We start from the raw sequence: 15618 nt of genomic DNA, 5'->3' as shown, positions 1-15618 counted from the left end.
CGGTCCGCCGAGGCGGGTGATCCGACTGCCCTGCACCGGTCATCGCTCAACCGTAATTCGTCGTCCGCCCGCGCACATCACTCATCGGCACCGCGGGGGTTCGTGTCGGTCGGTGTCATCGTGGGGCCGTCGCCCACGATCGCCGGCGCGGTCTCCCGCGCGAAGATCCACAGGACCAGCGCAACCGCCGCCACCACCCCGGTCAGCACGAACGCCGGGCCGAAGCCGACCCGATCGGCCACGAACCCCACAATCACGGGTCCGGTGACGGCGCCGAGGTCCGACGACATGCCGTAGGCGGCCAACGCCGAACCGCCTTGCTGACGGTTGCCGAGGACGTCGGCGAGGGCCGCCTGATGGGTGGGTGCGAAGAGACCCGAGCCCACTCCGGCGACCACCGACAACGCCAGGGCGACGCCGACGTTCGGCGAGAAGCCGAGCGCGATGGTCGCGACGACGGTGATGACGAGACCGGGCAGCATGATGGGCCGCCGCCCGAACCGGTCCGACAACCGGCCCGCGACCAGGATCGCCAGCACGTTGCCCGCGGCGTAGATCGCCAGCACGATCCCGGCCATTCCCGCTCCGGCACCGAGACTCTCGGTGATGAACAACGGCACCACCGCGACCCGGACGCCCATGGACGCCCAGCCCTGGGTGAAGTTCGAGGCGAGGATCGCCCGATAGGCGCTGTCGCGCAGGGCGGTCCGGAAACCGATCAGCGCGCCGGCCGGGCCGTCGGCCTGATCGGGGGCGATGACCTCCCGCAGCTGGGTGGCCACCACCGTCGACGCGACCAGCAGCGCAACCGCGTACACCACGAACGGGACACGGAGGCCGAAGCCGACGAGCGCCGCCCCGATGAGCGGCCCGGTGATGCTGCCGATGAGGAACCCGGCCGAGAAGAAGCCCGACACCCGGCCGCGAATGTCGCTCGGCGCCATCCGGATCAGCAGCGCCATCGCGGAGATGCTGAACATCGTCGAGCCGATTCCGCCGAGGCCGCGGAAGACGAGCAGCTGCCAGTAGGTCTGGGCGAACGCGCACGCCAGCGTGCTCGCCGCGACGATCAGCAGGCCGGTCAGGTAGATGCGCCGCTCGCCGAAGACCGTGACCAGGCGGCCGGTCGCGGGCGCGAACATGAGCCGCATGACGGCGAACGCCGACACGACCGCGGTCGCGGCCGTGAACGAGACGTTGAAGGTACGGGCGAAGGTCGGCAACGCGGGCGCGATGAAGCCGTATCCGAGTGCGATGACGACGTTCGCCGACAGCAGGACCCAGATGCCGCGGGGGATCTGCCTCATGGCAGCTCGGGCAGGTCGTCGAGGGCTCGCGCCGTCAGGGTCCGGCCGAGTTCGATCATCTCGGAGGCCTTGTGGAAGTCGAGCGTGCGAACCGTCCGCCGAGGCACCCTGATCAGGACGTCGGGCGGATAACCGGCGACCTGATAGCGGGTCAGGGCCTCCTGCATGATGTCGAGGGACCGGCTGAGCACTTCCACGCGTCCCATCCGAGCCGGCTCGTCGACGCCGAACCCGGCCTGCTCGGTGGTGGGGACGGAGTCCGGCCCGGCCGCCGCGTCGACCATGTCGGCACCGCCGCTGGCGGTCGCTGCCCCACCCGTCGTCGCCCCGTCTGTCGCCGCCCCGCCTGTCGCCGACGGCTCGCCGCGCTCGGTCGGGGGCACCTCGTGGCCGAGCCGGTCCCGGACCGCGCGGATGAACTCGTTGTCGAGGATCGGCGCCACGTTGCGGCGCAGCAGTCCCTTGGCTTTCGGCTCGCGGATGGCGCCCGCTTCCGGACCGCCGTCGGAGCCGATGATGACGCCGATGGTCACGTCACTCGACACCGTCGAGGTGGGCGCCACCGGCAGTGGATCGAGGATGCCGCCGTCGGCGAGCAGCCGGCCACCGTGCTCGTGCGGGCTGATGACCCCCGGGATCGCGATCGACGCGCGCAGGGCGTCGGCGAGGACACCGCGCTGGAACCAGACCGCACGACCGGCGTTCAGGTCGGTGGCGACGGCGGTGAACGGGACGGGGAGATCTTCGATCACGGTGTCGCCGAGGATCTCTCGTACGCGGAGAAGGATGCGCTCGGCGCCGATGACACCCGGCTTGGTCAGCGAGACGTCGAGCAACCGGACGACGTCGAGCTGCGACAGGCCGGAGATCCAGTCGACGTAGTCGTCGAGTTTGCCCGCGCAGTAGAGGCCGCCGACGAGCGCACCCATCGACGAGCCGGCGACGGTGACGATCTCGAATCCGCGTGCCTCGAGTTCGGCGATCACCCCGATGTGCGCGTAACCGCGAGCGCCTCCACTTCCCAGAGCCAGCGCCACGCGCGACGGTCGAGCCATGGGGCAACAGTACCGCCGGCAGTTGTGCGCCCCGAATCGCAAGTGGCCGAACCCGCTGTGGTCGAGCTCGCTACTGATCGGTGAGGAGTCGGCGCGGCCCCGGACCGAGTTTGTTGAGTTCGTCGCCGGGGTTGAGGAGGTGACACTCCCCGAGCGAGAGGCAGCCGCAACCCACGCACGAGCCGATCATGTCCCGCATGTTCTCGAGCAGCGCGATGCGGTGATTGATGTCGTCCATCCAGCGTTTCGACGCCGCTTCCCACATCGACTTGGGCGGGGATTCATGGTCGCCGAGTTCGGCGAGCACCTCACCGATCACCGACAGCGGGATACCGGCGACCTGCGACGCGCGGATGAAGGCCACGCGCCGCAGCATCGCCCGGTGATAACGGCGCTGGTTACCCGAGGTGCGCCGACTGAAGATGAGGCCCTGGTCCTCGTAGAAGCGGACCGCCGACGGGGCGATACCGGCCCGCTGGGCGAGCTCCCCGACCGAGAGCTCCAGCTTCTTCAGCGTCATGCGTCGATGGTAAGCGCCGCCGGTTCGTCGGCCCCGGTCCGCGATCGGGAACGACGCGCCGCGTTCGTCCGGTCAGGCGCGGACCACCATCACCGGACACTCGGCGTGGTGCATCACCTTCTGGCTCGTCGAACCGAGCAGCAGCCCGCGGAAGCCACCCCGCCCACGACTCCCGACCACGAGGAGCGACGCGTCGGCGCCCGCCGCGTCGAGCAGGGCCTTCGCCGGGTCCTCGGGCAGCACGGAGCGTTCGATCGTCACGTCCGGGTAGTCCTGCGCGTATCCGGCCAGCCGCTCGGCCAGCACCTCCACCGCGTCCTGCGTCATCCGCGCCACCTCGTCGGCCCCGATGCCGTAACCGTGCAGCGCGTCCGCGTCGAGGGGGGTCCATGTGTGCACCGCCCGAAGTGGAACGTTCCGCAGCGACGCCTGTCGGAAGGCCTCGGCGACCGCGGCGTCACTGACCGGCGAACCGTCGACACCGACGACGACGGGGCCGGCGTCACTGCCCTCGGCGGCCACCACCGCGACCCGGCCGTGCGCGTGGGCGGCGACACTGGTGCTCACCGAACCCAGGAACAGTCCCTTCACGCTGCCGAGACGGCGGGTGCCGACCACGATCATCGCCGCGTCCTTGCCCAGCTCGAGCAGGACCCGGGTCGCGTCGCCGTCGACGATCGAGGTGGCGACCGTCACCCCGGGCGCCACTTCCTTCGCGGCGTCGGCGGCCGCGTGGACGGCGTCGGACGCGTCCTGGCGGATGGCGTCGACGACGTCCTGCGGGATGATGAGGCCGGGGGCGTAGTCACTCGTGCTGGCGTCGTACACACCGACCACTTTGAGATCGAGACCTTCGGCCGCGGCGGCCCGGGCGGCCCATCGCACTGCTCCCGTGGCCGCGTCCGACCCGTCCACGCCGACGAGTATCGCATTCATGTTGTGGCTCATCTCCTCTGATCTCGACAGACCCGGGTGGGGTCCTCGGGTTCGGCCGCGGGCCGTTCGGGTCGCCCCGCGCGGCCCGGTTCGGCCCCGCCCTCCATCCTGCCCCGGCGTCGTGGCCGCGGCAATGAGTACGAAGTCCTGATCGCGGTGGCTTTCTGCACGATTCGCCCGGCGTGTAACCTGGTGGACACCATGACGTCACCGCTTCCGCAGAACGGCACCAACGACTTTCGCGCGATCCTGATCCACGTCGGGATCACCGTCGCCCTCGGACTCGGCCTGCTGTTCCTCGCCCACGCGTCGTCGGATTCGCTGCAGACCGTACTCGTCGTGGCCTCCCCCGTCGTGGTTCTCGTGGGCGCGAGCGCGATGCTGTACCGCACGTACCTGGTCTGGAAGCGCAACGGCCGCTGGCAGGTGTGGCAGGGCGGTGCGTGGTTCCTGCTGTTCTTCTTCATCGTGATGCTGTTCAACTCCGCCCCGCTCCTCTTCGAATGATCTCCGCGGCGACGACCGACGACTGATCACCCCGGGCGGACATGGTCCGACCGGTAAAGTCAGGACTCACCTGAGGTGAGGGGGCGCCGTGTCCGTCGGTCCGGCTCACGACGAGCCACTCCTGCCCGGCACTCTCGTCGGGCCTCATCGCGTCGACCGCCTGCTCCGCAGGCGCCCGCACGGTACGGACTACCTCGCGACCGTCCGCCACGGCGGCGCCGGGGAGCCCCCGACACCGGGTTCGCCTGCCGGGCGGGTTCTGCTCACCGTTGTCGACCGGGGGACCTCGGCCGACCCCGGGTTCGGCGGCTGGTTCCCCGTTGCGCTCGAAAAGGCTTCCACGATGCGGCATCCCGCGATCGCACGCGTCGCCGGTCATGGTTCTGCCGGCGGGCGGTCATGGGTGGCGGTCACACCCGTGCCTGCTTCCGACGCCGCACTGGTCGTCCGCCGCCGGCCCGACGGCATCGACAACGAACTCGCGGTGCGCATCGTCTCGATCGTGGGCGAGGCGCTCGACGCCGCACACCGCCGAGGACTGGTGCACGGAAACGTCTCCCCCGCCGACATCCTGCTCGCCGAGTCCGCAGACCTGGCCGCCTCCGCCGCGGCGACCCCCGGGGTCGTCACGCTCACCGGGTTCGGCCTCACCGCACCGGCGAACGGTGACCAGATGCCGCATCCGGCAGACGATGTCGCTTCCCTGGGTCGAACACTCGTCGAATTGCTCACCGGCACAGACTCGGTCGCACGGCATCGGGTGTCGGGAGCCGTGTCGCCGGCCTTCTACGCCGTGCTGGCGCGCGCACTCGACGCCGGTTCCGATCACCGATACCGCACCTGCGCGGAATTCGTCCGCGCCGCCGAACTCGCCCTACATCTCACGCACACCGGCGGCGAACTTCCGACCGAGGTCATCGTCGCGAACGCGCCCCGCCCGGACCACGTCCCACGCGTGTTCCAGCCCGCAGGTCATCCGGACCGGCCGACCGAGATCAGCACCGACCGGAACCGGACGGTCGCGGCGACGGGGCAGCCGTCCACGACACCGGTGCCGGCGTCGCCACGACGCCGTCGATGGATCGCACCGTTTCTCGTCGCGACGCTGGTCGTCGCCGTCGTCGTCGGATCGCTGATGCTCCTCGGTGCGCGCACCACCCGGCCCCCGTGGCCGTCGACCGTCGCCCCGATCGCCGCGGCCTTCCCGCAACTCCTCCCCGACACACCCGAGGGGACCGGCTGGCGCGATGCCGCCTGCGCGGCGGTCTTCCGCGACGGCGTCGACGGCATCTCGTGTACTGACGACGCGAGCGTCGGATTCGTGGTGTGGCGCACGCCGACGCCGGCCGCACGTGCCGCTGTCACGGCCGACCTGAAAGGTTTTCCGGGAGACGAGATCAGCTGGCGGGACGGGCCGGCTTCGACGAGCCGGGACAGTGTGGCGGACGGCTGGGTCGTCACGAATTTCAGCGGTTCACCATACGCGGAGTACACCCTGGTGACGACGTGGCCCGGGCACACCGGCCGCGAGATCCTGGACGACTGGTGGCGAACCGCGCCGCTGGGCTGACCGCCCGGACTGTCGCCCGCCCGGCGGCCGGTGCGAGGTCGTGGGTCAGCGCCCGCGGAGCGCGTCGATCCGGCCGGCGACCTCCGAGGCGGTCGACGGACGCGAACCGGCAAGCGCCAGGCAGTTGGCGATCAGGGTGCGTTCGTCGCGGTCCAGATTCTCCGAGAGCGCCGGCGGGGTCGACAGCGCCGCCCGGATCGCCAGCAGGGGTTGGGCGTCCGGGACCTCCCCGTACACCCCGTCGCCGGTGAGGGCACGGTGCAGACAGGCTCCGAGCGACCAGATGTCGGTCGCACGCGAGGGCACGTCACCCGCCAGCAGTGCCGGATCCATGTACTGCACCGCGCCGGGCTGGGCGAAGCTCGTGATGGGTTCGTCGGCGGCGAGGACCCGGGCCAGGCCGAGATCGGAGATCTTGCCGCCGGTGTCGGTGACCATGATGCTCGACGGCGTGATGTTGGCGTGCGCGATCCCGGCTTCGTGCAGTGCGTCGACCCCGCGCGCCGCGTCGGCGATGGCGGCCAGCTTCTCGTCTCGGCTGAACTCGCGGGCCGGACTGCCCAGCGAGCCGAGCGGGAAGTACTCCATCGCGTACATGAACTGGCCCTGCAGCACCGCGTCGTAGAGGCCCGCGAGGTAGGGCGACACGACGGCCGCGAATGCCCGCAGTTCGCGCACGCCTCGGCGGTAGGCGTCGTCGCTGCAGACTCCCCCGAAGACCTTCACCACCACGCGGTCGGTGCGCAGACCCAATCGGGCCGGCGGCACGGCGAGGTAGAACGTCCCGTTGCCGCCCATGCCGAGCTTCTCGAGCACCGTGAAATCCGCCAGTTGCTGCGGGATCTCGACTGTCGCCATGTCAGTGCCTCTCCGATGATGAACCGATGTCGGGGCTGGATGTGTCGGGGGCCGCTCGCGACGGCGTGGGTTGCGCCACCGGCGGCGGATAGAGGGCCGCCACGCGGTCGCCCAGCGATTCCTCGCTTGTCCCGGTGTTGTCGACGACGGTGACCGGAACCGGTGCGCCCGGGCCACCCTCGTCCGGTGCGGCGACGGCGAACGACACCGCATCGTCGCGATGCCGCCGCGGATCCTGCACCGACACCGAGACTCCCTGTTCCGCAACAGCGTTGAGATCTGCGAGCCACCGGCGCCGGGACCCCGATGCGACGACGGTCAGCGAGCGCGATCCGAAGAGCGCCAGACCCGCGGCCACCAGCGCAGCGGTCCGGCCGCTGCGACTGTCGGCAGCGAAGCAGGTGACGGTGCTGCGACCCGGGGCCACCGCCGCATCGGCGGCCTCGTCGATCACGGCGACCGGGGCCGATCGCAGCGACTCCCCCAGGGATCGGTCCACACTGTCCACGACGATGATGTCGGCATGCGCGTTCTCCGACATCGCGTCGAGGTCGGCGGCCGGATCGGCGCTGAACCGGCACAGCACAGAGACCGAACCCGCGCCGGTCAGCGACGAGCCCAGCTCGGAGAGCTTCTCGACGGCCGAGGCGATCGCCGCGAAGTCCGGCACCACCGGGATACCGACCTCGAGTGGACGGGCGGACCGATCCGGAGCAGTGAGCAGACCGGCCAGCACGACGTCGAATCCGGTGGCGCAATCCAGCATTCGCCGGTGCCTCGCCCGCAGGTCCGCGACCGTTCCGACGGGATCGCGGATCAGCACCAGGACCCGGGGTGCGGTGGCGGTGGCCAGCGCACGCCGCTCGGCTGCCGCGATGTCGTTGGCCACCACCCGGTCCGGGTACACCACGCGCAACAACGGCTCGGTCAGGATCGTGGTCACCAGCGCCATCACGACGAGCATGGCGAACAGCTCGTCGCTCAGCACGCCGAGCTCCCGGCCGGCGGCGAGGATCACCAGCTCGGTCAGTCCGCGCGTGTTCATCAACACCGCGATGGCCGCACTCTGCCTGGTGGGTATCGCACTCACCCGCGCGCCGGCATAGGCACCGACGAACTTGCCCGCGATCGCGACGAGCAGGACCAGGAGCAACTGCCCCATCCCCGCGAACCCGATCTCGGTGAGGTCGACGTTGAGTCCGGTCACGACGAAGAACATCGGCAGCAGAAGCAGCACGCTCGCCTGCTCGAGCCGCTCGAGGATCTCCCGGTGCAGTTGCTCGGCCCCCACCTTCGGCATCACCGCGCCGAACACGAAGGCGCCGAAGATCTGGTGGATGCCGATGACGTCGGTCGCCGCCGCCGAGAGGAACAGCCCGATCAGGATGACCGCCAGGATGTCCGGGGTGAGCCGGCCGGCCGTGTCGCGCCACGCGATCAGCTTGGCCAGCAGGGGACGAACCACGCCGAACATCACGGCCGCGTACACGAGCGTGAGCCCGACGATCTTGGCGACCTCGAGCGGACTGCCGCCCTGGATGATCGCGATGATGAAGGCCAGCAGCGTCCACGCCAGGATGTCGTCGATCGCGGCCGCGGCCAGGCTGAACACGCCGGGGACGGTCCGCATCATCCCGCGGTCGGTGAGAATTCGCGCCAGTACCGGGAAGGCGGTGATCGACATCGCGACGCCCATGAACAGCACCATCCCGAGCCGTTCGATCTCCATGCCCCCGACCATGTTGTGCGAGGGGTAGAGCAGCACTCCGAGCCCGGCACCGAGAGCGAACGGCAGGGCGATCGAGAAGGCCGAGATGCTCGCCGCCGCGCGTTCACGCCCCTTGGTCAGCCTCATGTCCAGTTCGAGGCCGACGATGAACATGAACAGCACGAGACCGATCTGCGCCAGCGCGCCCAGCAGCGGCCGGACGTCGTCGGGGAACAGCCACTGGTCGGGATTGCCGGGCAGGAGTCCGAGCAGGCTGGGGCCCAGCGCGATCCCGGCGGCGATCTCGCCGACCACGGCCGGCTGACGGCACGCCCGCGCGATCATCCCGCCCACCCGGGCGGCGGCGATGACGACCGCGACGTCGAGCAGCAGGAAGGCGATCGTGTGTTTCTCCATGACCTCGGATCCCTCAGATGCGGGCGTGGTGCGACTCGAAGATGAAGTGCCGACCGCCGATTCGCACATGCGATCCGGGCACCAGCACATGGGCACGATGCGGCAGCAGGCGGGTCTCGCGGTTGCCGTTGCTGGGATCGGCGACGAAGGTGCCGTTGGCGGACCCGAGGTCGACCAGTTGCACCGTCCACTCCACCAGCCGGATCTCGACGTGCCGCCGCGACAGCTGACCGGTTTCGTCCTGTACGCGAATCGGTTTGGGCGAAGCCGCCGGTCCGCCTCCGGCTGATCCCGGCTCTCGACCGATGACCAGGTCCTCGTCGAGCAGGAAGGTGAATCCGTTGTCGAGCAGCAACCAGCCCAGCGGCGGCCGCTCCCCCTCGACGAGGAAGGTCGTCAACTGATCCATCCGGATTCCGCAGACTCCGCACAGCCACGACTGCGGGTGGTTCAGATGGCCTCGCGAGCAACGTATCCCGTGGACCATGGCCCGGGAGGCCTCGATCTTGACGACCTCGGTCGCGGGCTTCTGATGCTCTGCCTTGGGCAGGGGCGCGCGCGGTTCGAGAGGCTCGGCGAACGGATTCGACGCGGCTCCGGGTTCGACGGGCGCGCGTCCGCCCGGCGGCATGACGTCCCGCGGCGCGGGCTCGGACGGGAGCGGCGCGTTCGGCGACAACGGTTCCGCCTCGAACGGGCCGCCCAGCGGAGTCGAGGTGAACGGCAGCGGGTCCGGTGCGGGCGATCCGGGGCTCCCGGCGCCGGGGGCCATCCGTTCGGTGGTGCCCATCGGGTCGGGCTCCGGTTCCGCTTCGGGCGCCGGAGTTCTGGGCATCTCGGGATGATCCGGCTCGTCGAGCCCTCCCAGCGCCTCGGTCGGCGGCCCCGCATCCGGGTCGGGTCGGGACGGTTCGACAACCCGGTCCGGCCGCGGCTGCGCCGCTCCGTCGGGCCGAGGCTGCGCCGCTCTGTCGGACACCGCGTGGAACTCGGTGCCGCGCAGGCCGAGTGGAGTGTGCAGCAACGCACCCGCGGCGGGCACCGTGCCCTCGACCAGGTCGAATCGCTCCTCGCCGACCTCGGCCGGCTCGGTGCCGGCGAGATACAGCCCGAGACCCTCGTACGGCCACGGCACGGCGCGGTCGTAGGTGTCGCCGGCGGCCGCTTCGACACGCTTGCCGTCGGTCTCGCCGTACACCCGGCCCGAGAGGAAGATCGCGATGCCGGCACTGTCGGGTGCGGCGAAGGCGATGTCGACCGGGTCGGCTGCGGTGGCCACCAGTTGTGCCAGCGCCCGCACCAGGTGCCGTCCGCGTCGGGGTGCCGAATCCGGTACGGAGACCGCCGATTCGATGTCGAGGAGGTCGGTGAGGAAGGACGCGGGCACCGCGTCGTTCACCAGGCACAGGAACGCCGGCGTGCGGATCACGACCCCCTCCCCGCGGATCAGCGTCACGGTCGGTGTGACGCTGGGGATGTCGCCCGGGCTGGTCACAGGAAACGACCTCCCTGGAATCGCCAGTGGGGGAAGACCGCTCGCAGTGGCCCGTTGACCGCCACCCACACGAGCAGCCACGTGGTGACGAACTGGACCGAGAACACGAAGGGAGATGGCCGAAGGGACTCCGGGATGAGTCCCGTGTTGTCGATCACCACCCACACGAGAATTCCCTCGTTGATGGCGGTGAGGAGCCCGAACAGCGTCGGCCAGTCCTTCTCCCACCGGAACTGCTGCAGGAAGTGGTACAGGAATTCCCAGAACACCCCGAGGACGATGACGGTGACGAGCACGGTGAAGGCGACCCGGTAGACGTCGAGGATCGTCGGATCACCCGAGGAGATCAGCCAGAGGAACGGGACCAGCACGATGGTCCACAGACCACCGAGGATGCCGAGCACGAGCACGCGGGTCTGGATTCGCCCCCACAGGGTGGGCAACATGTCAGTCGACTCCCTTGTTGTTCATCCAGCGCCACCACTGAGCGGTCGACCGCCACGGCGTCAGGCGCTTGCAGAAACCCTGGCGCGCCAGGTCGTCGACGATCTCCAGGGCGGCGATCTGCAGGCCGAGGAACGTGTCGACGCCGGGAAAATAGCCCCCGAGTGTGGCGCTGCCGGAGGCGTAGAGCTTGCCGTTCCCGCTCCGCGTGCCCTTCAGCTCGAAGTCACGTTCGACATCCATGCGGCCGACGGGGTTGATGCCGGCACCGGTGTGGTCGAGCAGGTCGCGCAGCAGGCGGTGCTCGCGAACGTCGGCTTCGAGTCCGGTGCAGTCGATCACGTAGTCGGCGTAGATCTCGAAGGTCCCGTCGGGCCGGTGGTCCTGTCGGATCGGTGCGTGCGGGTCGACCCGCACCGTGGTCACCACACCCTGACCACCCGCCGCGGGCACCAGACTCTCTGCCTTCCCGACGGCGACGCGGTACCAGCCCTCGCGCCGCCCACGCGCCAGCTGCTCCTGCCAGTCGTCGCGGACGGGCGTGTTGGTGCCGCCCATCTGCTTGTACGCCTCGGCCCGCTCATGCCCCTCGAGCTTGCGCATCCGGGCCTTGAGCTGTCCGCCCCAGACCGACTTCGGGTAGTTGAACCCCTGATAGGCCCAGCCGTCCTTGCCCTTGCGCCGCATGAAGATGTGCGGCCCGTGCGGTTTGTCGTAGTAGGTGCGGAACAGGTGCACGATCTGCGTCTGGAGCCCGTACGCGTCGCGATCGTCGATGAGTCGCTGGAGAACCCGGGAGGCGACGATCCCGGCGCCGCGGATCACCACGGTGCCGGGCTTGCGCTGCAACGACTGATAGATGTGTTCATGGGATTCGTAGGCGTTCACGACCTTGCTGGCGTCGCGGTAGGTCTCCCGGAACGCCTGCAGATCGGGCAGCAGTTTGATCCCGGGGTAACCGATCGCGACGTGGACCCACTGGCTGCGGAACGCCACCCGCTTGGTGGGCGAAGATCCTTGTGGCGGTGTGAGAATCGTGAAGTACCCGCCACCGGCGCGACGCCGGATCATCCGGACCTGGCCGCGGTGCAGGCACTTCAGGTAGCCGATGCGCTCGCACTCCTTCTCCATCGAGGCGAATGCCTGTCCGGCCTTCGGCGTGTAGAAGTTCGCGAAGACGGGTTCCACCAACACATTCCACAGAGGCTTGAACTTCTTGTCCGCCCACGCCTCCCGGACCGCGTACGACGGGAAACCCCAGATGTTGTCCGGGGTCGACGCCGAGTCGGAACGCAGGCGCTCCCCACGGGGGATCTGCGACACCCGCGTCAGGTACTCATAGCTGTGCCACGGCACGTCCTGCGGGCCGAGCACCGCGATCCGATCGAGCGGCACCCCGCTGATCCGCAAGTAGTCGACGGTCACGAACGAGCCGATGCCCGACCCGACCGTCACGAACGGGACGTCGACGACGGGAATGCCCGCTCCCTCGACCATCGCGTCGGTCCAGATGTCGGTGTCGATGAGTTGCGGGGTCAGATCACCGAGGGCACCGCCGGGACCGGGCGCACCCCGGTTCGGCGACCGCGGGGCCTGCCGCGGCATCGGACCGGGAGCAGGCGGGGGCGGCGGACCGGGCCGATGGGGACCCGGCGCACCCGGGCGGGGACCGCCCGGATGGGGCATACCCGGAGGAGGCCCGCCCGGCGAGGGGACGACACGCGTCGGACCCTGCGGCGGCTGATTCACGACCGGCCCCGGACCCGGGTCACGACCGCGGGCGCTTCGTGCCGGCGGGCGCAGGTGGAGTGCGTCGGGGCCCGGAAGCGCTGGGACGCGTGAACACGACGGGACATCGCTCCTCCAGGTGAGCAGACACGGGCACGGACGGTGGTAACTCTAACCCGCGATCATCGCCTCGACCGGGTTATATAACCCGATCGAATTACACCCGTCTCACCAGGTCAGCCCCCGAAGCCGGACATCGACCGACACGCGCACCAGCCCATTGTGCCGGTATCGAACGTGACATCGAGTGTTGACAAATAAGGCGGCGTCGAAATACGTTCGAGTCATCCGCTGTGGTCTGTTTCACCGACCGAGCCGCCCACCCGAAGGGATGCGACGATGACGAAAGCACTCACCCCGACCGATCGGGAGCACGAGGCCCCCGCCCGCTACGTGCCGCAGCACGACAAATCCGGCGGCGACCACGATTACAGCCAGGTGCTCGACGACCTGTCCGCGGCCTCGGTCCACCGCAACTTCGATCCCTACGTGGACATCGACTGGGACGCGCCGCACATGGCGATCACCGAGAACGACCCCCGGTGGATCCTGTCCTACGAGGTCGATCCCATCGGCCGTCACCCGTGGTACCAGCAGCTTCCCCAGGAGAAGCAGATCGAGATCGGCATGTGGCGCCAGGCCAACGTCGCCAAGGTCGGACTGCAGTTCGAGTCGATCCTCATCCGCGGCCTGATGCAGTACAGCTTCAAGCTCCCCAACGGCGCGCGCGAATTCCGGTACACCACGCACGAATCCAAGGAGGAGTGCAACCACACCCTGATGTTCCAGGAGTTCATCAACCGCACCGGGGTGGACGTGCCGGGTGCCAAGATCGGCTACCGGCTGATCTCTCCGTTCGTCCCGCTCGTCTCGACCGTCTTCCCCACCCTGTTCTTCTTCGGGGTCCTCGGCGGCGAGGAGCCGATCGACCACATCCAGAAGGACTTCCTGCGCACCCGCGCCAGCCTGCATCCCACGATGGCGGCGGTCATGCAGCTCCATGTCGCCGAAGAGGCGCGCCACATCTCGTTCGCCCATCACCTCATCCGTGAGCAGGTGCCGCAGCGTGGCCGTTTCCAGCGGTTCATCCTGTCCCTCATGCTCCCGCTGACCATGCGCATCCTGTGCGGCGCGATCGTGGTGCCCCCGCGTGGATTCGCCAAGCGTTTCGACGTCCCCGACGAGGTCATGAAGGACATCTTCTGGCGGTCGGCGGAGTCGAAGCGTTTCCTGCGCAACGTCTTCGGCGACGTCAGGATGCTCGGCGAGCAGAGCGGGCTGATGAACCCGGTGTCGCGACTGCTGTGGCGTGCACTCGGCATCAGCGGTCGGCCCTCGCGTTTTCGCAGCGAGCCCACCTACACCGCGGCCTGAGCCGCACCGAACGCAGGTAGATCCCGAGACCATGCCCCACGTCGTCACCCAGGCGTGCTGCGGCGACGCGTCGTGCGTCTATGCATGCCCCGTCAACTGCATCCACCCCACGCCCGAAGAACCCGATTTCGGCATCGCCGAGATGCTGTACATCGATCCCGCGACCTGTGTCGACTGCGGCGCGTGTGTGAGTGCGTGCCCGGTCGGCGCCATCGTCCCGGGTCACCGTCTGCCCGCGGGCCAGGAGCGGTTCGTCGAGGTCAACGCGACGCAGTACCACGATCCGGCCGACGGGGCCGCTCGCTTCCCTGTCGACCCGGCCCGTCGGCTGCCACTCGCACCCATCGACCGGCCGCGGCAGCTGGCCGTCGAGCGCTCGATCTCGATCGGCATCGTGGGATCGGGCCCCTCGGCGATGTATGCCGCCGACGAGCTGCTGCGGCAGCCGCAGGTGTCGGTCACCATGTACGAGCGCCTCGACCGACCGTTCGGGCTGGCACGCTTCGGCGTTGCGCCCGATCACCTGCACACGCGCAAGGTGATGGAGCTGTTCGACGACATCGCGCGCAACCCGCGTCTGGAGATCCTGCTGAACACCGAGGTCGGGCGGGATCTCACCTTGGCCGACCTGCGCGCCCGACACCAGGGCGTGATCTGGGCGGGCGGCGCCCCCACCGACCGGCGACTCGCACTGCCCGGATTCGACCTCCCGGGTGTGTCCAGTGCGACCTCCTTCGTGGGCTGGTACAACGGCCACCCCGACTTCACCGACCTCGACGTCGACCTGGACACCGAGCGTGTCGTGGTCGTGGGCAACGGCAACGTCGCCCTCGACGTCGCGCGCATTCTCGTCGCCGACCCGGACACGCTCGCGGCCACCGACATCTCTCGCAGTGCGCTGGCGACCCTGCGGGCCTCGTCGGTGCGCGAAGTCGTCGTGATGGGACGTCGCGGACCCGCGCACGCGGCGTTCACCCTCCCCGAACTCATCGGACTGGTCGATTCGGGTGTCCCGGTCACCGTCGATGCCGCCGATCTCGATGCGCTCCCCGCGCCGGCCGATCTCGACGCCACCGTCCGCGGCAAACTCGAGATCCTGGCCGAATGCGCCGCGCGCCCCGAGCCGACGGGCCGTCGAATCCGGCTGGCCTTCTTCAGTTCTCCGTCCGAGGTGACCGCAGGCCCCCACGGTCGGGCGAGCGCGTTGGTCGTCGGCCGCAACCGGCCGGTCGTCGACGACGCCGGGTCCGCGGTGGGCATCGAACCCACCGGCGACACCACCACTCTCGAGACCGGGTTGGTCCTCACCTCGGTCGGATACCGCGGCGTGCCGGTACCCGGCCTGCCGTTCGACGACGCCGCGGGGGTCATCCCCCACCTCGACGGCCGCGTTCTCGACGGGACCGAACCCGTGTCGGGCATGTACGTGACGGGGTGGATCAAGCGAGGGCCGTCGGGTTTCATCGGCACCAACAAGACCGACTCCGCGCAGACCGTCGCGTCGTTGCTCGACGACCTCGAGGCGAAGGCGCCGGAGGTCTCGGTGCCGCGTCGGCGTCGGCTACTCGGCCGACGTCTGGGTGTCGCGCAGTCCGTCGCCGGCCTCGACGGCGGGGCCACTGCACTAGATTGAGCAGCC

At 69.6% G+C, this 15618-nt stretch carries 13 protein-coding genes; 4 read left to right on the top strand and 9 right to left on the bottom strand.

The window, feature by feature from the left end:
• Window positions 1-77 precede the first annotated feature (77 nt).
• The 4 genes from BCM27_RS07770 to BCM27_RS07755 all read right to left on the bottom strand — a co-directional run bounded on the left by BCM27_RS07770 (window position 78) and on the right by BCM27_RS07755 (window position 3818).
• Window positions 78-1307 carry an MFS transporter gene (locus BCM27_RS07770; RefSeq protein WP_004019986.1) on the bottom strand — a complete coding sequence of 410 codons (1230 nt, stop codon included), beginning with the start codon at window positions 1305-1307 and terminating at the stop codon, window positions 78-80.
• Window positions 1304-2362, bottom strand: coding sequence for a patatin-like phospholipase family protein (locus tag BCM27_RS07765; RefSeq protein ID WP_004019987.1), 1059 nt, complete (start codon window positions 2360-2362; stop codon window positions 1304-1306). The genes BCM27_RS07770 and BCM27_RS07765 overlap by 4 nt, the downstream gene beginning before the upstream one ends.
• Before the next feature lie 70 nt (window positions 2363-2432).
• The gene (gene soxR / locus BCM27_RS07760; protein WP_004019988.1) at window positions 2433-2882 is read right to left on the bottom strand and encodes a redox-sensitive transcriptional activator SoxR; all 450 of its coding nucleotides are present in this window, start codon (window positions 2880-2882) and stop codon (window positions 2433-2435) included.
• 72 nt (window positions 2883-2954) lie between these two features.
• Window positions 2955-3818 (bottom strand): universal stress protein, encoded by an 864-nt coding sequence (locus BCM27_RS07755; RefSeq protein ID WP_033203817.1) that lies wholly within the window; start codon window positions 3816-3818, stop codon window positions 2955-2957.
• A gap of 201 nt (window positions 3819-4019) precedes the next feature.
• Between BCM27_RS07755 and BCM27_RS07750 the strand changes: the two genes are divergently transcribed.
• Entirely contained in the window at window positions 4020-4325 is a 306-nt protein-coding gene (locus tag BCM27_RS07750; RefSeq protein WP_033203819.1) for a hypothetical protein, read from the top strand.
• An 88-nt stretch (window positions 4326-4413) separates the two neighbouring features.
• A complete protein-coding gene (locus BCM27_RS07745; RefSeq protein WP_004019992.1) occupies window positions 4414-5895 on the top strand; it encodes a serine/threonine-protein kinase in 1482 nt (493 codons plus the stop codon).
• Window positions 5896-5940: 45 nt separating this feature from the next.
• Here the strand turns inward: BCM27_RS07745 and BCM27_RS07740 are convergent, their stop codons facing one another.
• The 5 genes from BCM27_RS07740 to BCM27_RS07720 are packed head-to-tail and all read right to left on the bottom strand — an operon-like array spanning window position 5941 to window position 12422.
• Window positions 5941-6753 (bottom strand): protein kinase domain-containing protein, encoded by an 813-nt coding sequence (locus tag BCM27_RS07740; RefSeq protein ID WP_004019993.1) that lies wholly within the window; start codon window positions 6751-6753, stop codon window positions 5941-5943.
• A 1-nt stretch (window position 6754) separates the two neighbouring features.
• A complete protein-coding gene (locus BCM27_RS07735; protein WP_004019994.1) occupies window positions 6755-8878 on the bottom strand; it encodes a cation:proton antiporter in 2124 nt (707 codons plus the stop codon).
• A 13-nt stretch (window positions 8879-8891) separates the two neighbouring features.
• The gene (locus tag BCM27_RS07730; RefSeq protein WP_004019995.1) at window positions 8892-10373 is read right to left on the bottom strand and encodes an FHA domain-containing protein; all 1482 of its coding nucleotides are present in this window, start codon (window positions 10371-10373) and stop codon (window positions 8892-8894) included.
• Entirely contained in the window at window positions 10370-10819 is a 450-nt protein-coding gene (locus BCM27_RS07725) for a hypothetical protein (RefSeq protein ID WP_004019996.1), read from the bottom strand. The genes BCM27_RS07730 and BCM27_RS07725 overlap by 4 nt, the downstream gene beginning before the upstream one ends.
• A 1-nt stretch (window position 10820) precedes the next feature.
• Entirely contained in the window at window positions 10821-12422 is a 1602-nt protein-coding gene (locus BCM27_RS07720; protein WP_004019998.1) for an FAD/NAD(P)-binding protein, read from the bottom strand.
• 522 nt (window positions 12423-12944) lie between these two features.
• Between BCM27_RS07720 and BCM27_RS07715 the strand changes: the two genes are divergently transcribed.
• Window positions 12945-13979 (top strand): AurF N-oxygenase family protein, encoded by a 1035-nt coding sequence (locus tag BCM27_RS07715; protein WP_004020004.1) that lies wholly within the window; start codon window positions 12945-12947, stop codon window positions 13977-13979.
• A gap of 31 nt (window positions 13980-14010) precedes the next feature.
• Window positions 14011-15612, top strand: a complete 1602-nt coding sequence (locus BCM27_RS07710; RefSeq protein WP_004020005.1) for a 4Fe-4S binding protein — start codon at window positions 14011-14013, stop codon at window positions 15610-15612.
• Window positions 15613-15618 lie beyond the last annotated feature (6 nt).

Origin of the sequence: Gordonia terrae (genome assembly GCF_001698225.1) — a bacterium.
GTDB classification, from domain to species: domain Bacteria; phylum Actinomycetota; class Actinomycetes; order Mycobacteriales; family Mycobacteriaceae; genus Gordonia; species Gordonia terrae.
This window is presented reverse-complemented; position numbering and strand designations above follow the sequence as displayed.